The sequence below is a fragment of the Colwellia psychrerythraea genome (assembly GCF_000764185.1).
Taxonomy (GTDB): domain Bacteria; phylum Pseudomonadota; class Gammaproteobacteria; order Enterobacterales; family Alteromonadaceae; genus Colwellia; species Colwellia psychrerythraea_B.
Genome location: NZ_JQEC01000002.1, coordinates 280,124 through 299,446, shown reverse-complemented (window position 1 = coordinate 299,446; position 19,323 = coordinate 280,124). Strand labels below are relative to the sequence as shown.

Genomic DNA, 19,323 nt, shown 5'->3' with positions numbered 1-19,323 from the left:
TAGGCGATATTATTTAATCAGGAGTATTCAATACATTCTAAAACTTCATCAAGTTGTTGAGATGCATTTTCTATGTCCTGTAAGTTTCGGCTGATATTTTTTTTATTAATTGTTGAGGTGTGATTACTGTCTTGGCAACAAAAAGCAGCAATGGTTACTTGGTATATCTGTGTCAAATTATACAAGTCAGTTAGGGGGACATGTTCATTTACTTGATGTATCGTTTCATTTTTCACACCAAATTCAATTACTTGAGTTTTATCAGAGGCAATGAAACGACCATCTGACGTGCCACCATCTGTGGTAAGCATTGGTATAATACCAACAGTCTTTAATATCGCACGACTAACAATGCCAACAAAATCAGTAGCTGAATTAAAATATGGTTCACACGGTCTTTGCCAATCTATTTCTATATTTATATGCGGTAGTTGTAATGTCTCATCGATAATCGTTTTTAAATGTTGCTCACTGTATAAGCTGCTGTAACGAATATTAAAATGAATATCTGTTATTCCGGGCACAATATTATCAACAAATTCACCACTGCTTAATTGAGTAATTTGCAAGCTAGTACCTGGCATTTGTTTCGTACCTTTATCCCAATTTATAGTAAGTAATTTATCAGCAATGGTAACAGCATAATGTGCTGCATTTTCACAGTTGTCAGGGTAAGCCACATGACCCTGACGGCCGAGCACTCGAATATGACCTGAAAGCGCTCCCCGTCGACCAATTTTTATTGTATCGCCTAACGTTGTTTTACAAGAAGGTTCTCCTACTAAGCAATAATCAGGGATTTTTTCAGGCTCCTTACTGCGTAAATATTGCATGAGCGATGCCGTACCATACTCAGCTTCACCCTCTTCATCACAGGTGATCAGCAACATTAATGTGCCACGTGAACAACGAGTTAATAAACTTTCAATGGCAGCGATGAAACAAGCTATTGCTCCTTTCATATCAGCAATCCCCCGACCATAAAGACATTCATCTATAATTTCGCCAGAAAAAGGCGAGCATCGCCATAAGTGCTCTGGACCTGTCGGAACAACATCAAGGTGGCCAGCAAAAGCAAACGTTTCACCTTCCCCAAAGTATTGCGTGGCAATTAAATTTCTTACACCTTGTTGAGTGACTTCTCGGCAATTAAAACCTAAAGAAGTTAAATAGTTGTATAAAAAATCAAAACTACCAGCATCATCTGGCGTAATAGATGGGTAACTGACTAGCTTTTTTGCTAAATAAATAGCTAGTTGTTCTATTTCAATATGTTTAACATGGCTGTTATCGATCACTTTTATCACTCTTTCAAATTGCTAATATAAATTTAGCTATACGCGACTTTAGTATTTCAACCCCTAAGGTGCTTGAGGATCGTTATGTTATGTATCGCTAATATTTTTCACATATAGTCCTAGACGAATTGAATGCAAATTAATTTAATAAATCAGCTCATTTAAATAAACAATTTTCACTATACAGATCTTATATTCCTTATTTAATCTTCAAAATAATTGGATAGCTTGTATTAACAAAATATAATGATTATGATAATCATTCATATTTGTATTTGTGTGGTATAAATGTACCTATTCCCAATACAAATTACTCTACAACTTAGTGAATTTTCAACTGTGTCTAGAACTAATTTATTCATTTGCTTTCTCGTAGCATTCTTTCATGGGGTGATACTTTTTAGTTTTAACCAAGGCTCAATTAAAGCCAATCAACAAATTTATCAACCTAGCCTTCGAGGCAATCTGATTACTTCATCAAAAAAAGTTGAAGAAAATAAAACGCTACCACTTATAGAAAAAATTAAGCCAGTAGCAGCAACTCAGTCAATAGTAGAGCCACCGCCAGTAGCAGCAACTCAGTCAATAGTAGAGCCACCGCCAGTAGCAGCAACTCAATCAATAGTAGAGCCACCGCCAGTAGCAGCAACTCAGTCAATCTTAGAGCCACAGTCAGTAGTGGCAACACAGTCAACCGTCGAGCCACAGCCTGTTGCTCAGGATGATAAAGGGGTTAGTACCCTCGTACTTCCCCATTTGAACGACGCCAACGCACTTAGTAACCCGAACCCAATTTATCCTCGCTTGTCTCGTCGATTACATGAAGAAGGTACGGTGTTGCTAGAAATTCTTATCTTACCAAATGGTTCAGTAGGTGAAATGCGTCTGAAAGCATCAAGTGGCTTCACACGCTTAGATCAAACTGCAAAAGCAACAGTGAAATATTGGCGTTATCAACCCGCTCAACAAAACGGTAAATCAATTGAATATTGGTATATACAGCCCGTGCATTTTTCATTGAATCACTCAAAAACATAACCCATTTAATAGGAAATACTATGGAAAACTCTTACGGAATTGCTGCCATGTGGTCACAAAGTGATGCTGTGATCAAAGCGGTTGCTATCTCATTATTAATGATGTCTATTGCTTCTTGGTGTGTCATTTTATTAAAAGCACGTAAGCTATATTTACTTAATCGCCCTTTAAAAGGCTCAATGGAGTTCTGGCATAGTCAAGACATCAACAGTGGTTTGAAACTTTTGTATGCGACGGGCACAGTACAAACCCCATTTAGTAAGTTAGTTAATGAAGGTTTAGATGCGAAAAAGCATCACGCGCAATATAAAGCAGATTTGCACGGTAGTCTGCCCTTGTCGGAATGGATTACTACCTGTTTACGTACATCAATTGAAGATAGTAAAACTAATTTACAACAAGGTTTAGCCATACTGGCATCAGTTGGCTCGACGGCACCTTTTATAGGATTATTAGGTACTGTTTGGGGGATTTATCATGCTTTAGTTGCCATTGGCGCATCAGGCCAAGCCGGTATTGATAAAGTTGCTGGCCCTGTAGGTGAAGCGTTGATCATGACCGCTTTTGGTCTTGCTGTCGCTATTCCTGCGGTACTTGGCTATAACGCACTCACACGAGGTAATAAACGGGTCATCAACAGACTCAATCATTTTGCACATGAGTTACATGCTTTTATGGTTATCGGCTCTGCGCCAACAAAAACGAATGGGAAAAAACAGGTAAAAAAATCAGAATCCACAGTCTTAAATACCAATGAGGTGAGTCGATAATGATGTTTGGTGGAGAGTTTGATGACGAGCAAGAAATGATGTCAGAAATAAACATGACACCTTTAGTTGATGTCATGCTCGTATTATTAATTATTTTTATTATTACTGTCCCCGTATTAACACAAACAGTAGCAGTTGAATTGCCAAAAGTAGCAGATAAAACAACACCCAGTTCTCCGACAAGTTTAAGTTTAGTTATCACCAAGCAAGGACAATTACTTTGGCAGCAACAAATAGTTTCAAGGGAAGAATTGACGAACATTTTCGCTGATATAGTATTACAAGATCCGCAACCGAAAATTCAACTACAAGGTGACGCTGAAGTACCTTATGAGCACGTGGTAAAAGTGATGGCATTAGCACAAAAATCAGGTGTCGAATCGTTAGGTTTTGTAACAACAGTGCTTTAATAACTTAAAATGGCGTTTTTTAAAACGCCATTTTGCTTCCATTATTTATTTTCTTTTTGTGCTAGTACCGATAATCCCTCGCGCATGGCTGGAAATAAGCTCGAATGAAAATTATTCCAACGTAATTCTAAAATGGTATCTTCAGCAGTAATCTCTGTATTTAAAACATCGATAATAACGGGACCTGAATCAATACCCTTGTCAATAAAGTGAAACGAGGCTCCTGTTTTTCTTTTGATCTCAGCAGGCTCTGTTGCCATTGTCTGCCAATTAGTAACTCGTTGTCCTTTAGCACCATATAAAGCATCTAATGTCGCCATCGCACCACGGCGTTGAAAGGGCGATTCAGCACAAGTAATACCTGGGTGAATATTAGCAATTTTGTTAAAGTACGGATTAGCTTCATCTGCAAGATTATTTAATATCACCAGTAGACCATCAAGCATCACAACATCGGCTTGCAAGTGGTCAAATTGAGTTTGTAATTTTTGTTCAAACCTATCTTTACCTGCCGCCCTTTCAGCATGGCCTATTGGCCATTGACGATATGTGGAAGGCACGTTAATTAACAAATCATCAAGCAAACGCCCCTGTACTTCTAAGCGTTCGGGATACAGCCAGCTTTCTTTTTTTGCTTGTTGACGATTAATACCATAATCCTTTAATTTATTGGCGTCTGCCGTTAAGCTGAGATCATCGTCAAAAATCACCGCTTCCAACGTATACAAATCTCCTAAATCTGTGTTGTTTAGCTGCATAACTAAATATTCCAATACCGACTTCATGTAGCGTTGCTCGCCTTTGTAATCGATCATTTGCCCTGCTTGATCAGCCGCCGCATTTCGTAACGACCAAACATAAACTAGTTTCTTTTTAACCATTTCCCTACTCATTATTATCATTAATTTACGTGTTAGTAGAGACGTAATTTATTCTTTTATGTTTAGGGACTATTGATCTTTCAGGGTTGAATTTCATTCGGTTTCCTTAAAGGGAGTAAAGCGTTTTAGTCGCGGCGAGTAGTGTGTAGCCTAGTCATTCTAAGCAAATACGACTTAACAAAGAATAAAACGTTTTTAGCCGAATCCTTCGGACAGCGTTTGTTGGGCATTTTTACTGCGTTATCGTCTTTTTATGTGACGCTACACGGATGTAGCTTGTTAGACAATGCAGGAGCATATTGTCCTGAACAACCACATGACAAAGCCTCAGTCTTGTATAAGCCCCCAACAATTCGCTGCAAAAGTAATCTCGAAAGATCAACAGCCCTTAATTAATACTGTTCAAAAAAAACTCATTTCATTAATCAATAAATAAGGTAAACAAATCTTATTTAGATTCGTCTATTAGGGTTAACAAGATAAATATCCTGAGTGAGTAAGTCCAGAGGTTAACCCCTACATCAATTACTTACTCGCCGTAATTGTGAGGAAAAAATCATGCAAAAAACTACTCCCCGACATTCATTCATTGGTGTTGGTTTTGGTCCATCCAATATTGCTTTAGCCATTGCGCTTAAAGAAGGGGGCATGGATAAGCTAGGTAATAGCGCATTATTTATCGAGAAACAACCCGAGTTTTCTTGGCATAAGCATATGATGATGGACAATACCCATATGCAAATATCGTTTATGAAAGATTTGGCAACATTGCATAACCCCAAAAGTGATTTCACCTTTATTAACTATTTACATCAGCACAATCGGTTAGCTGATTTTATTAATTTGCAAACTTTTTACCCCAGCCGTCATGAATTTAATGACTATTTAACATGGGCAGCTTCTCACTTTGACCAACAAACCCGTTATGGAGAAGAAATATTTGATGTACAACCTATTATCGCAAACCAACAAGTGGTGGCTTTACGGGTGTTCTCGCGTGATGCTTCTGGGCAAACTTTCCAACGGGAAGCCAATAATCTAGTGATGAGCGTGGGGGGGAGTGCTTATATTCCTGAGCAGTTTCGCCACCTTGCAGGTGAAAGTCGAGTTTTTCATTCGAATCAATATTTACAAAAGATTGAACTTAACCGTGAAGCGAAAAAAATTGCCGTCATTGGTGCAGGGCAAAGTGCTGCTGAGATTTTTAGAAATTTACATGGCCGGCCAGAGGGATATGAAGTTGACTTTATTATGCGAGCTAATTCAATAAAACCTTCTGATGATAGCCCATTTGTAAATGAAATTTTTAATGCTGAATTTACTGATTATGTGTTCTCAAAAAACAAAGCCGAACGAGAAAGTTTAGTACGTGAATATCGTCAAACTAATTATGCTTGTCCTGATCTTCCTTTGATTGAAGAAATTTACGATGTCTTTTACCAGCAAAAGGTTCGTAAAGATGAACGTCATAATTTCGTACCAAGCACTGATATTGAAACTGTTGTCTCAGATCAGCAAGGCGTTCATTTGAAAGTAAAAAACCGAAGGACTGGCGAGCAATATATCCGTACCTATGATGCGGTTGTTTTAGCTACGGGCTATGAACGTGATCACTACAAAAAGCTATTAAGGCCTTTAGCATCATATTTAGGTGATTTTGAAGTCGATAGAGACTATTGCATTAAGACGAATGACAATTTTCAACCTAAAATTGTTTTACAGGGTGCTTGTGAGCAAAGTCATGGATTGAGCGATACCTTACTTTCTCTTTTAGCGGTTCGTAGTCAAGAAATAGGCCAGCGACTAAATAAATCAAATATCAATTACTCGATCAATTCTGAGAACTCAAAAAAAATTGAAAAAGTAACGTAATTAATTCGATAAAAATTCCGATGCTTCTTATACAAGGGGCGTCGGAATTTTTTCATATAAAAACTACTATTTATTTTACTAAGGATCTTAAGTAGACATGAAACATAACCTTGTTGTCCCCTTTAAGCTGTGGACCATAACCCCGATTGCGGCTTCTTTGATGTTCATTGCAGCAACTAACGCCAGCGAGTCTCCAAAGCAACTCCCTGGGGTAGCAGTAAATGCTGATGCGGATCAGGAAACGGGCAAAGGTCCTGTCGAAGGATACCTTGCCCGTCGCAGTGCTACCGGAACGAAAACAGATACACCGCTTATTGAAATCCCTCAGTCTATAGCTATTGTTACCGCAGACCGTATTGAAGCTATTGGGGCCACTCGAGTGACTGAAGCGTTAGCTTATACTGCAGGTGTAAATACCTCACCATGGGGTGATTTACCGCAATACGATTGGTTATACATTCGTGGATTTGATGCTTATGCACCTGGTTTTTATCTTGACGGCTTACAAATGCGTAATAGTGGTAATTGGGGTCTATGGCAAGTTGATAACTATAGCCTTGAACGGATAGAAGTTATGCGCGGCCCAGCATCTGTGTTATATGGACAAAATGGTCCTGGTGGAGTCGTTAATTTAGTGAGTAAAATGCCAACATCATATACTCAAAATGAAATTCAACTGCAGCTGGGCAACGATCAACATAAGCAATTAGCTTTTGATCTATCCGGTCCAATAGATGATAAAAGTGAATATTTGTATCGTCTGACTGGGCTAATAAAAGACGCAGAACTATCGACAGAATCTTTAAAAAATGACCGGCAGTATGTAGCTCCCTCCTTTACTTGGCAACCAAACGATGCAGGCAAGCTTACTGTTTATGGCCAATATTTAAATATTGATGCCGGTTCAGCATGGCATTCATATCCTGTAGAAGGCACCTTGTTATCAAACCCTAATGGAAAAATACCAGTTTCTACTTTGATTGGAGAGCCTGATTTTAACCGCTATGACCAAGAACAATGGATGATCGGTTATCAAGGTGAATATCAGGTAAATGACCAATGGCAAGTCCAACAACATGGTCGATATTCTCAATCTGATTTAGATTATGGGGTTATTTGGGGAAAATGGGCGCAAAAAAATGATATCGATGCTGATGCCCCTGAAAATTTTCGCTATCTAGCCCGCACCCCACTTTCTAGTATGGAAAAAGTTAACAGCACTAACCTCGATACTCGAGTAATTGGTAAGATTGAAACAGGCACGATTAAACACACTCTTTTGTTTGGTATCGATTACCAGAAAACAGATATTAATGTTAGTGCCAAATATGGCGGACAGCTCGCTGATTTAGACTTATTCAATCCTAGTTACGGCGCTACAGTCGTTCAACCAGAACCAAACATTGCCGGTGTTACTAAACTTGTTCAGCTGGGATTTTACCTGCAAGATCAAATTAAATTAACCAAACGCTGGATAGTAAACCTTGCTGGTCGTTACGATAGTGCTGAAGTGAAAACTTTTACTCCAGACGGTATACAAGCTTCAGATCAAACAGATGATGCCTTTACTGGTAAATTTGGTTTAGTTTATTTAGCTGATAATGGTCTAGCCCCTTATTTCAGCTATTCGGAGTCTTTCGCACCAACCACCACGGTTGATCCATCAACACAACGCCCTTTTTCACCTGAAGAAGGGCGTCAATACGAAGTCGGTGTTCGTTATCAACCAGAAGATCACGTTGCCAGCTATAGTGCCGCTGTATTTGATATTACGCGGGAAGACTTTACTCAATGGGTGTGGGACGATATTCCGGGATTTAAACAAACTGGTGAAGTCAATGTGCAAGGTTTTGAGTTTGAAGCTATCGTTAAACCTATTGAAAGCTTGAATCTTACGGCAAGTTATAGCTGGTTGCCAAAAGCTGAAGTAACCAGTAGCGGTAATCTTGATGATATTGGTAAACAAGACAAAGCGGTTTCCGAGCATCAGCTAAGCTTATGGGCAGATTATCAGTTTGATAATGGTTTAACGCTAGGTGGTGGCGCTCGTTATACCGGCAGTAATCAAGGTACTGGCGAAAAAGCACCAATAGATGTTGAGGGTTATACCTTGCTTGATGCTATGCTCAACTATGAATTCGGCCAGTGGGCACTGGCACTGAATGCTCGTAATTTAACTGACAAGTTAGTCATCGCTACCTGTAACGATAGGAATTGTAGTTATGGTAGTCGCCGTAAAGTAACATTAACCGCCACTTATCAGTGGTAGGCATTGCTAATATCCGTTTAAAAAGGGCCTATCATTAGGCCCTTTTTTATTGCCAATAAAAATATCAGGGTCTGTTGACCTTCATTTTTCAACACGAGAAATCGTTAAATAACAATTTCTCGCTCAGTTATTATTGAACAAAATATTCGTCTTTTTTTATTCCTTAATAAATTCAGCTAAAACTTCTGGTGCTCGTACAATTTTGAAGTGATCGGTCTGCAATATCTTGCTCTCTAACTGTTCATTGGCTAGCCACTCATACCACCACGCATGATGACTTTGTGGTCGCTTTTCAGTCCAGAATATTTGTGTTGGAGCCTCTACTCTAGGCAGCTTTTTCAGGTTTATTGCGCTTAGAAATAATGGCTGAAAACCGGCAAAGAGTTGGAATAACTCGACCGCATTAATATGTTGATAACCATGCATAAAAGTCGTAGAAGCATGTGCGATTACTATTTGCATTAACTGCTCAATACCTAGCGTGATGTCACTTGAATATTTTAATTTCAACATATGCTTAGTTAAAATAGGATCATTAGCTAATACCTGCAAACTGCTTGTTTCTAGTAACAAACTAAAGAAAGTGTGTAGCTGAACTTGTAAATTGGCATCGTGATTTTCACCAACTTGAGGGGGGACATAAGGGTCAAGCAATACCACCTGGGCTACTTCCTGCCCCTGCTGTTGCAATTCTGCCGCTAACCAATGCGCTAGTGTTGCACCAAATGACCAACCACATAAATAATAGGGGCCTGTCGGTTGTATAGCACGAATATTGGTTAAATGCTGCTGCACCAAAGCAATTAAATCAGCGGCATCGCCTGATAACTGTGTGCGATTAAAGGGTAAACCATACACTGTACGTTGGCCATTTAGTGATAAGGCTAACGCGCTATAATCCCATACCTTTCCAAAGCCATCATGTAAACAAAACACGGGTGGCTGTATTGTGTTTTCCTGATTTAAACGAACGATGGCATTATCAAGCTTGTTAACTGTGAACTCATCAGTTACTGCCAGTTGGGACGCTAATTCATATAAGACCGGATACTCGAAAACCTGTTTTACTGCTATCGCGTAGTTTTGTTCTCGTGCCAAACTGACCACTTTTAAACAGGAAATAGAATCACCACCTATTTCAAAAAAATTCGCCTTGCGGCTTATTTTATCAATGCCTAGTACTTGTTTCCAGATGTTAGCCAACGCTTTTTCTGTGCCACCCTGCGGAGCAAAAAACAAGCTTTCATCTTGCCATTCAATCGCGGGCAACGCTTTGCGGTCTACCTTACCATTGGCACTCAATGGCAAATCTGCTAACACTATAAAAGCACTTGGTATCATATAGTCAGGTAACATCAAGCTGAGTTTTACCTTCAGCGCAGCAACATCTAATGCCTGACCAACGACAAAAGCGGCTAACTTATTACCATTAGGGCTTGTTTTTGCCACAACCACCGCTTCTTGAACCTCAGGTAAAGTACATAATTGAGCTTCAATTTCACCAAGTTCGACTCGTAGACCTCTAATTTTAATTTGATGGTCTAAACGTCCTAAGTATTCTAATAATCCTTCATTATTCCAACGTACTAAGTCACCAGTACGATATAAACGGCTACCATTTTTATCAAATGGATTGGCAACAAAGCGATCAGCAGTTAAATCTGGTCTTTGCAAATAACCGCGCGCTAAGCCAACACCACCTAAGTATAATTCACCACTTATGCCAGGTGGTACTAAGTTGAGGTATTCGTCCAAGACATAAGTACTCGTATCAGAAATTGGCGCACCTATGGGTACCAGAGTGCGCTCATCATTTTCACAGGTCCAATGGGTTACATGTATTGTTGCTTCTGTCGGACCATATAAATTATACATGGTTGCATCAGGTAATAATTCAAAAGTACGCCTTTTTAATTCAGGTGGCATTGCTTCCCCGCCAACCATAATATGCTTTAAACTTGTTCTTTGTCTGATGTCGACCTGATCTAAGAAAGCCTGTTGCATTGCCGGTACAAAATTTAAAGTTGTAATGGCTTCTTGCTGAATTAAGCTGATCAAGCGATCTGGATCTTTATGATCGCCAGGCTGAGCGACAACTAATTTAATACCTTCACTCAACGGCCAAAAAATCTCCCAACATGAAACATCAAAACCGAACGGGGCTTTATGTAATACCACGTCTTCTCTAGTCAACTTGTAACGCTTTTGCATCCATGCCATACAGTTAGCTAAAGAACGATGGCTAATAGCTGCACCTTTAGGGCGTCCCGTAGAGCCTGAAGTGTAAATAGCATAAGCTAATTGCTCTGGATGGTAGTTCAAAGCTGGGTCTGTATTTGGGTAATCAAGCAAATTCAGCTTTTCCCAAATATCGCAGGGTACTGTTGTTTCAGGTACTTTTCCTATCGCTGTTTGATGACTCAATAGTAAATTTACTTGACTATTTTCCACAATATATGCCAAACGATCTGCTGGATAATCAATATCAAGCGGCACATACAAGGCTCCAGTTTTCATGATCGCCAATAAACTAATGATCATTTCATGGCTACGTGCCATAACAACAGCCACTCGGCTTTCAGCGCCGATTCCTTGTGCGATTAAGTAATGAGCTAAACGGTTCGCTTGTTGATTTAACGCCTGATAGGTCATAGTCTTGCCAGCAAATGATAATGCTTCCGCTGCGGGCTGTGCTTGAGCATGAACAGCGAATTGCACATGCACAGGCGTGTGTTTTTCTGTTTGCTTATTCAGGCTCCAACTTTGTTGAGTTTTCCATTGTTCATCACTTAATATATTGACATCAGATAAGCGCTTAACTTGATTGTCAGTGGCAGTGTTGAGTAACGAGCATAATGCTTGGTGAAGGTAAGTGCATAATTGTGTGGGCGAAATACCCGCTACGGATTGTGCAACTAAATTAAAGCCTGTACCTTGATCGTCTATCGACATGCCTATAGGGTAATTTGTTTGCTCTTCACTGCCAAATACCTCTACACCAGGCCATACTCTTTGTTGCTCTTCTGGGATAGGAGGAGAATAACGATAATTAAACAAGGTAGAAAATAAAGGTGTGCCTTTCGCTACTCCGCTACAACCTTGAGCCAAAGTCAAACTCGCTGTGTCATGATCTAACAAGCCAGTTAAAACCTGATGGGCTTGTATTAAACCCGTTGTTAAGTCGATATCGGCTAAACGAAAACGTATTGGTAAAGTATTAATAAACATACCAACAGCGTGTTGTGAATTTTCGCCCGCATGCATCCGGCCAAATAAAACAGTGCCAAAAACCGGATTTTCGTTGCCTGTTAATTTGCTTAATACTAATGCCCAGGCCAAGTGAAAAATAGCAGCGGCACTGACTTCATGGTCAATCGCTAATTGACGGATCTGCGTTGTGATATCCGCGGGCAATGACCACTCCGCTTTATCGATATTAGCGCCATTACCTTGAATATTTAACAAGTTAAATGGCGCCGTTGGCACAGTAACATCGGCGAGTAATTCACTAAAAAAGTTTTGATGCTCTGCTGCTGTTCTTCCTTGTTGGGCAATAGCAACAAAGTTACGAAATGGCACAGGTGTTGGCAAATTGGCTAGCTGACCTGCTTGGATCTGCTGGATTTCAGTGACTAGAATCTCCAAGCTGGTGTGATCCATGATCAAATGATGACTTGGTAACTGCAACCAGCAACTTTTTTGTCCTGGCTCCTGTATGGCAATAGCACGTAATAAGGGAGCTTGCTGAATATCAATTCGATATTGATCAGGGCTAACAAAAGCGGTTAACCAAGCGCCAGGGTTTTCATGTTTACTGTGAAGAGGATATTGCTGCCAATTTAAGACTAAACTAGCTTGGCGTTGCACAATTTGTAATGGCTCTGGCAAACCTTGCCAAAGCACTGCCGTACGAAGAATATCGTGACGGGCAATAACCTTATTTAAATCAGCAATAAAGCACTCTAATGTATTCCTGTCGGTAAAACGCATCAAATTCTTGGTAATATAAGCGTCACCTTTTTGCTGCAACAGGTGATGAAATAAAATACCTTCTTGTAATGGTGTTAACGGATAAACATCTTGAATATTGTTAACACCATCAGGTGTTTTTTCGCATAATAGGTCAATATTCGCCGAAGTTAAAGTAACCAAAGGCAACATTTCCGGAGTTATTTTTGTACAGTTATCAGGAATCCCATTAGCGGGAACATTCCATTTATTATCATCTGGTGTACATTGAATAACAGTTGCGAAATTTTTTAGCACTGGCTGGCTAAACAATGTTTTAACTTGAACTTGCCAACCGGCTTGACGAATTTTATCTAATAATTGAATAGCTAATAACGAATGCCCGCCTAATGAAAAGAAGTTATCGTTACGACCAACTTGTGCCACGTTCAACATTTCACGCCACCAAAGGGCAAGTTTAAGTTCAACTTCCCCTTGCGGTGCTACATACGCTTCTTGTTGTTGCCATTGCGGCTCAGGTAACACCTTGCGGTTAACTTTACCATTTGGGCTAAGTGGCATTGCAGTTAACACGTTAAAAACACTGGGCACCATGTAATCAGGTAATGTTTTAGCTAATTGCAGGGCAAGTGTATCTGTATCGATAATATTGCCAACGAGATAAGCAACTAACTGCTCACCTACGGGTGACATTTTAGACATTACTACTGCTTCTTGAACATTATCTAAACGGTGTAGTTGTGCTTCTATTTCACCTAATTCAATACGGAAACCGCGAATTTGTACTTGATCATCAATTCGACCTAAATACTCTAATAATCCTTCTGTATTCCAACGTACTAGATCACCCGTACGATACATTCGACTGCCATCAGCGGCTAAAGAATCTGCAACAAAACGATCTGCGGTTAAATCAGGCCGAGCTAAATAACCGCGTGCCAAAGCTAAGCCAGCAATATAAAGTTCACCCGAAACTCCTTGTGGTACTGGATTTAATCCCACATCAAGCACATATGTTCGGGTTGCAGAAATAGGTTGACCAATAGGTAACAAGGTCCTTTCATCATTTGCACAAGGCCAATGGGTAACATGAATGGTTGTTTCTGTAGGGCCATATAAGTTATTCATTGTTACCTTGGGTAATAATGAATAAGTTTGCTGCTTTAACTCTGCGGGTACAGCTTCGCCACCACACATGATTTGTCGTAAACCTCGACCTTTAGCTATATTTGCTTGCTCCAAAAATGCTTGTTGCATAGCAGGAGGAAAATTAGTTATTGTCACTTGTTCTTGTTGCATTAACTGAATAATCAGCTCGGGATCTCTGTGATCATCAGGCTTGGCAATCACCAACTTAATGCCTTCACTTAATGGAAAAAACAACTCCCAACAAGAAACATCAAAGCCAAATGCGGCTTTGTGTAATACCGCATCTTCACGCGTTGGTTGATATTGTCGCTGCATCCACGCCATACAATTACTTAACGCTTGGTGGCTAATAGCAGCGCCTTTAGGACGGCCCGTAGAGCCTGAGGTGTAAATAACATAAGCTAGTTGTTCTGGGTGGCAACTTAAATTAAGGTTTTGCGTTGCATGATGGCTGAGTTCACAATCATCAAGCCACAATATCGGTATTGATGATTCAGGCAAACTAGCTCTTGCTTGAACATGACTGATCAATAAGCTTAGATCACTATTTTCTATAATAAAATTTAAACGTTCTGCTGGGTAATTAGTGTCCAGCGGAACAAATAGCGCGCCTGCTTTTAATATTGCTAATAAAACCACTGCAGTTTCCAGGCTCCGTTCCAGCGCTACACCTATTCTACTTTCGGTATTAATGCCTTGTGCAAACAAATAATGCGCTAACTGATTGGCTTGTTGATTTAACTGCTCATAACTTAAGTGTTGATCAGCAAAAACCACTGCAACTGAGCTAGGTTGTAATAAGGTCTGTTGTTCAAATTTTATATGGACAGGCGTGATATCTTCCTGTTCAGTATTCACTCCCCAAGTTCGTAATTGAGCCAATTCTTCTTGATCAAGCAAGGCGATATCGTCAATGATTGCATCAGAATTTTCTACCATTGTCTGCAAAACTAACTGCAAGTGAGCCGCTATACGTTTGACATAAACGTCATCTAGAGCCTCTTGGGCGTAAGTAAACGTTAACTGATATTCACCAGCAGTGCTCTCCTGAACATCTAATATCAATTCAAATTGTGCGTTTTGTGCCCCTGTATCTTGTTCTGTGACGGTTAAATTAGGTAAAACCGTTAACTGCGAACGATCACTATATTGGTAATTTAGCATCACTTGGAATAAAGGATGATTATAAACGCTACGATCAGGTTGCAAAGCTTCAACTAGTTGCTCAAAAGGCAAATCTTGATGCTCTTGTGCCCCTAATGCTGCCGCCTTCACTTGCGCTAAAACATCACCTAATGACATATGACTGTCAAACTGAGTGCGCAATATCTGAGTATTAACAAATAATCCCACCACGTCAGCCAATTCTGAACGGGTTCTATTAGCAACGGGCGTGCCGACACGAATATCCTGTAAACCCGAATGACGATGTAATAACACCTGAAATGCTGCTAATAGCACCATAAAATGAGATGCTTGTTGCTGTTGGGCAAATAACCCTATTTGTTGACTTAATTCATCCGGTAATGACCAATGATAATAGGCTGCCATTGAAGGTTGTGAATTAGGTTTTAGTGGTTCATTTTGTAAACGTAAAACAGGATGGTCATCGCCTAACTGTTGACACCAATAACTTAACTGACGTGCTTGCTCTCCAGCACTTAACCAATGATGTTGCCATAAAGCATAATCTAGGTATTGAATAGGTAATTCAGATAAATTGTTGCTTTCGCCAGCCAGTATTGCTTTATAACAAGTAACAAATTCATCAACTAGTATTTGTAAAGAAACACCATCAGTAATAATATGGTGTAAGACTAAAATTAGCTGATATTTCTGTTTTGCTAATTGTAATAAACCCACTCGAATCAGAGGCCCTTGCCATAAATCGAATGGCGTTTTTGTAAGTGTTGAGAGCGCTTTATCTTGTTGTTTCTCATTCGAATTTTGTAAATCTACATGTTGTACTTTGAACGGCATTTGCTGACGTACAACTTGCTGTATTTGGCCGTCATCATCCTGTTCAAAATAGGTACGCAATGTTTCATGACGGTCGATTAACGTGTTAAATACTTGCTGTAATGCAAGGGTATCCAATTGACCTTCCAATAGTAAACCGCCAGAAATATGATAAGCCGAGCTATCAGGATCTAAATGCCATAAAAACCATTGTCGTTGTTGTGCATAAGATAACGCTCGATAATTGGCTATTTTTGCACTATTGGCTAAGACGGGAAACTGACGAACAGATAAACCATCTTGGCGAATTTTTTGATAAACCAGCTGTTGTTTCGAGGATGGCAGTTGATGAAACTTTTCAGCAATACGTTGAATTACTTGTTGGCTCATACCAAAGTCTCCATAAAATCTTCAAGATCCAACAAGGACTCCTCATTATTTGGGCTTATTTGTTCACCAATAAATTGAGCTAACGCCTGTAGAGTTTGTTTTTGAAATAAATCACGAATGGTCAATTCTACTAACCATTGTTGTTGTATTTGGCTTAATGCAGTGACTGCTAATAAAGAATGACCGCCTAGTGAAAAGAAATTATCGCCACGACCAATTTGATCTACTTGCAGTACCTGTTGCCAAATATCAGCTAGCTGGTTTTCTATTTCACCTTCTGGCGCAATAAAATTAACCGCTGAATGCCATTGTGGTGCTGGTAAAGCTTTCCGGTCCAATTTACCATTAGTCGTTAACGGCATTGCCGGTAAGGTTATAATTAAACTAGGTAGCATATAATCAGGTAATACTGCAGCTAATGTTTGTTGTAATATTTGTTCATCGACATTTTCACCAACCACATAAGCAACCAATTTATCACCGCCAACAGCAGCTTTAGCTAAAACCGCAGCTTCTTGAACATTAGTTTGCGCTAATAATTGCACTTCAATCTCACCCAGTTCAATACGAAAACCGCGAATTTTAATTTGTTGATCTATACGTCCAAGGTAGTCAATTTGGCCATCTTCAGTCCAAGAAACTAGATCACCGGTTCGATATAAACGCTGCCCCGAATGGGTAAATGGACTGGCGATAAAACGCTCGGCAGTTAGATCGGCGCGTCCTAAATAACCTCGTGCTAAACAGTGGCCACCTAGCAACAATTCGCCTGATCTTCCTGGCGCAACTAAATTGAGGTCGCCATCAACAACATACGCCTGAACTCCAGCAATAGGCGCGCCAATGGGAACTTGTCTGTCGCTGTCTGGTTGACAATTCCAGTAAGTCACATCAATGGCGGCTTCAGTGGGTCCATATAAATTTCGTAAACCAACCTGAGGTAATGTAGCCAGCAATTGGTTTTGAGTTTCTTTGGCTAAGGCTTCACCACTGGTAAAAATATCACGTAAACTGGTACAACTCGCCACGTCAGCAGACAATAAAAAAGCTTGCAGCATTGAAGGTACAAAATGTACAACCGTTATTTGCTCCTGTTCAATTAAGGCCTGAATTTGTTGAGGATCTTTATGCTGCTCTGGTGCTGCTAAAATTAGCTCAGCGCCTTGTATTAATGGCCAGAAAAATTCCCAAATAGAAACATCAAAACCAAATGATGTTTTTTGTAATATACGATCTTCTGATGAAATTGGATAATTAGCTTGGCTCCAAGCTATACGGTTAGCTACTCCTAAATGATTACAGGCAACACCTTTAGGTTGGCCAGTTGAACCTGAGGTATAAATAATGTAAGCCAAATTATCTGGCCGTACGGTCACTGCTGGCTCATCACTGCTGTATAAATGAGTATCGAGCGCTTCTAAGTAAATAGTCTTTGCCTGAGCACTGCTAGGTATGTGATTAACTAATGTTTGATGACTGCATAAAAGTTCACAATCGCTATGCTGCCACATAAAGTCCAATCGCTGCTTCGGGTAAGTGGGGTCAAATGGTACGTAGGCAGCTCCTACCTTCAATGTTGCTAGCATAGCAATAACCATATCAAAACTACGTTCAAGCATGATCGCTACCCGGCTTTCGAGGCCAATACCTTGCGCTAATAAATAATGAGCTAAACGATTAACTTGTGCGTTTAATTGCTGATAATTCAAGCTCTGATCTGCTATTTTCAATGCTTTTGCCATTGGTGTTTTTAGCGCTTGCTGGCTAAAACATTGGTGCAACAATATTGGCTGTTCACTATTAGCCCCTTGTCCCCAGTTCAATAACTGTTGCTGCTCATTAACCGTTAACAAGGGTATAGCGCGAATAGGCGTTTCAGCTTGTGTTACAAGCTGTAGCAATACGGCTTGATACTGTTGATTAAAACGCGCCACCTGCTCTTGCGTTAAGCGGTTTTCGTCATAACTCCATTGCAATTTTATCGCGCCATTGTCTAATTCAGTGGTATCTAACGCTAAATCACACATTACACCTTGAGTTAACGTTATATATTCAGTGAGTGCTAGCCCAGATAATTGCTGTAGCTGTTCATTATTTTCTTTGAGGTGATTAAACATCACTTGATAACCTGCGCTGCTTTGAAAATTTTCTTGAAAGCGCTTCATTAGTGCATCAATAGGAATATCTTGATTAGCCTGTATCGCTAATGTTTTATCACTACAACGTTGTAATAATTTTGCTAGGGTATCCGCCCCAGATACTTCCAAATGCAGTAACTGGACATTGACAAAAAAACCGACGACATCATGTGTACCATAATGATTTCTATTTGCGACAGGAATAGCTGTCAGCAAAGCTTCCAAGCCAGTGATACGATGTAATAGTGCCTGATAAGCGGTTAATAATACTGTAAAAATTGTCAGACCTTGACTACGGGCTAATTGCTTTATCTTGGTAGCAAAAGTGGTAGGTAAGTTATCTAATAAAATAGCACCCTTCGCTGGTTTAGTACCATTTGTGAGTGTTTTTCCTAAGTTTATAAACGGTAATTGTCCCGTTAATTCTTGTTGCCAAAATTTCCATTGTTGCTGCACCTCTTTTGCTGCTGATTGTAACCAGTCAGTTTGCCATTGCGCAAAGTCGGTATATTGTAAAGCATGCTCTTTATGCTGTGGTATTTCACCCTTGATTAATAATTGATAAAACCCAACAAAGTCTTGAATAATGAGGTTTTTAGACCAGGCATCACTGATGATATGATGCATAACAACTAATAATAAATGTTCATGCTCATTAAACGAGATCCATTGCACACGTAATAAAGGTCCGTTGCGTAGATCAAAACCCGTTTGCGAAAAATCAGCTAACAATCTTTGTTGCAATTGTGCTTGGTTGAGTCCTTTATATTTTGTTGTATTAATTAACTCATCTTGCGTTATTTTCTCTAGAGGTATGAGCATATCAGGTAGTATGCGCTGTTCTGGAAAGCAATTTTCAGCTTCAACAAATTGGCTTCGCAGCGCTTGGTGTCGTTGTACTAAATGTTGTAAACTTTGCGCTAAAGCATTCCCTTCCAATTCACCTTTTAACACAATACCCCCGCCCAAATGGTAAGCAGTATTTTCAGGATTTAACAACCACTCAAACCATAGTCGTTGTTGGGCCGCAGATAAGGGCGCATGAGTACGCCCTAAACGGGTTATTACTGGCGCTGATATGGCGTTAGTTGATTTACTTTTAAGCCTACCTAACAAGGCTTTTTTTTCGGTCAGCGACAAGTTGCCCTTGCGAGCGGCTAACAATTCATTGTTCGACATA

10 protein-coding genes are annotated in these 19,323 nt (G+C 39.8%); 6 read left to right on the top strand and 4 right to left on the bottom strand.

Annotated features, from left to right (window positions below; genetic code table 11):
- Positions 1–17: 17 nt before the first annotated feature.
- The gene (gene dapE, locus GAB14E_RS21025) at positions 18–1,298 is read right to left on the bottom strand and encodes a succinyl-diaminopimelate desuccinylase (protein ID WP_052093391.1); all 1,281 of its coding nucleotides are present in this window, start codon (positions 1,296–1,298) and stop codon (positions 18–20) included.
- A 339-nt stretch (positions 1,299–1,637) separates the two neighbouring features.
- Here dapE and GAB14E_RS23820 point away from each other — a divergent pair, with 339 nt between their 5' ends.
- From GAB14E_RS23820 to GAB14E_RS21035, 3 genes are read left to right on the top strand one after another with little or no spacing between them, the layout of a single operon-like run.
- On the top strand, positions 1,638–2,336 hold the full coding sequence (locus GAB14E_RS23820) for an energy transducer TonB (protein ID WP_197061135.1): 699 nt from the start codon (positions 1,638–1,640) through the stop codon (positions 2,334–2,336).
- A gap of 20 nt (positions 2,337–2,356) precedes the next feature.
- Positions 2,357–3,106 carry a MotA/TolQ/ExbB proton channel family protein gene (locus GAB14E_RS21030; protein ID WP_052093389.1) on the top strand — a complete coding sequence of 250 codons (750 nt, stop codon included), beginning with the start codon at positions 2,357–2,359 and terminating at the stop codon, positions 3,104–3,106.
- Positions 3,106–3,516 carry an ExbD/TolR family protein gene (locus GAB14E_RS21035; protein WP_052093388.1) on the top strand — a complete coding sequence of 137 codons (411 nt, stop codon included), beginning with the start codon at positions 3,106–3,108 and terminating at the stop codon, positions 3,514–3,516. The genes GAB14E_RS21030 and GAB14E_RS21035 overlap by 1 nt, the downstream gene beginning before the upstream one ends.
- A 41-nt stretch (positions 3,517–3,557) precedes the next feature.
- Here the strand turns inward: GAB14E_RS21035 and GAB14E_RS21040 are convergent, their stop codons facing one another.
- Positions 3,558–4,397: a formyl transferase gene (locus GAB14E_RS21040; RefSeq protein WP_033080398.1), complete on the bottom strand. Its 840-nt coding sequence runs from the start codon at positions 4,395–4,397 to the stop codon at positions 3,558–3,560.
- A gap of 141 nt (positions 4,398–4,538) precedes the next feature.
- Here GAB14E_RS21040 and GAB14E_RS25225 point away from each other — a divergent pair, with 141 nt between their 5' ends.
- From GAB14E_RS25225 to GAB14E_RS21050, 3 genes are all read left to right on the top strand, one after another.
- Entirely contained in the window at positions 4,539–4,793 is a 255-nt protein-coding gene (locus GAB14E_RS25225) for a hypothetical protein (RefSeq protein ID WP_081967663.1), read from the top strand.
- A gap of 162 nt (positions 4,794–4,955) precedes the next feature.
- On the top strand, positions 4,956–6,269 hold the full coding sequence (locus GAB14E_RS21045; RefSeq protein ID WP_033080397.1) for a lysine N(6)-hydroxylase/L-ornithine N(5)-oxygenase family protein: 1,314 nt from the start codon (positions 4,956–4,958) through the stop codon (positions 6,267–6,269).
- Positions 6,270–6,366: 97 nt separating this feature from the next.
- Positions 6,367–8,538 (top strand): TonB-dependent siderophore receptor, encoded by a 2,172-nt coding sequence (locus GAB14E_RS21050; protein WP_033080396.1) that lies wholly within the window; start codon positions 6,367–6,369, stop codon positions 8,536–8,538.
- 156 nt (positions 8,539–8,694) lie between these two features.
- On the opposite strand, the gene GAB14E_RS21055 is transcribed toward GAB14E_RS21050, so the two are convergent.
- Positions 8,695–16,005 carry a non-ribosomal peptide synthetase gene (locus GAB14E_RS21055; RefSeq protein ID WP_033080395.1) on the bottom strand — a complete coding sequence of 2,437 codons (7,311 nt, stop codon included), beginning with the start codon at positions 16,003–16,005 and terminating at the stop codon, positions 8,695–8,697.
- Positions 16,002–19,322 (bottom strand): non-ribosomal peptide synthetase, encoded by a 3,321-nt coding sequence (locus GAB14E_RS21060; protein WP_033080394.1) that lies wholly within the window; start codon positions 19,320–19,322, stop codon positions 16,002–16,004. Before GAB14E_RS21060 ends, GAB14E_RS21055 begins: the two co-directional genes overlap by 4 nt.
- Between the last annotated feature and the right edge of the window lies 1 nt (position 19,323).

What these genes read in the sequence shown, in the direction of transcription:
- GAB14E_RS21030 (WP_052093389.1), top strand. Translation starts at nt 2,357, where the DNA reads ATGGAAAACTCTTACGGAATTGCTGCCATGTGGTCACAAAGTGATGCT.
- GAB14E_RS21035 (WP_052093388.1), top strand. Translation starts at nt 3,106, where the DNA reads ATGATGTTTGGTGGAGAGTTTGATGACGAGCAAGAAATGATGTCAGAA.
- GAB14E_RS21040 (WP_033080398.1), bottom strand. Translation starts at nt 4,397, where the DNA reads ATGGTTAAAAAGAAACTAGTTTATGTTTGGTCGTTACGAAATGCGGCG.
- GAB14E_RS21045 (WP_033080397.1), top strand. Translation starts at nt 4,956, where the DNA reads ATGCAAAAAACTACTCCCCGACATTCATTCATTGGTGTTGGTTTTGGT.
- GAB14E_RS21050 (WP_033080396.1), top strand. Translation starts at nt 6,367, where the DNA reads ATGAAACATAACCTTGTTGTCCCCTTTAAGCTGTGGACCATAACCCCG.
- GAB14E_RS21055 (WP_033080395.1), bottom strand. Translation starts at nt 16,005, where the DNA reads ATGAGCCAACAAGTAATTCAACGTATTGCTGAAAAGTTTCATCAACTG.
- GAB14E_RS21060 (WP_033080394.1), bottom strand. Translation starts at nt 19,322, where the DNA reads ATGTCGAACAATGAATTGTTAGCCGCTCGCAAGGGCAACTTGTCGCTG.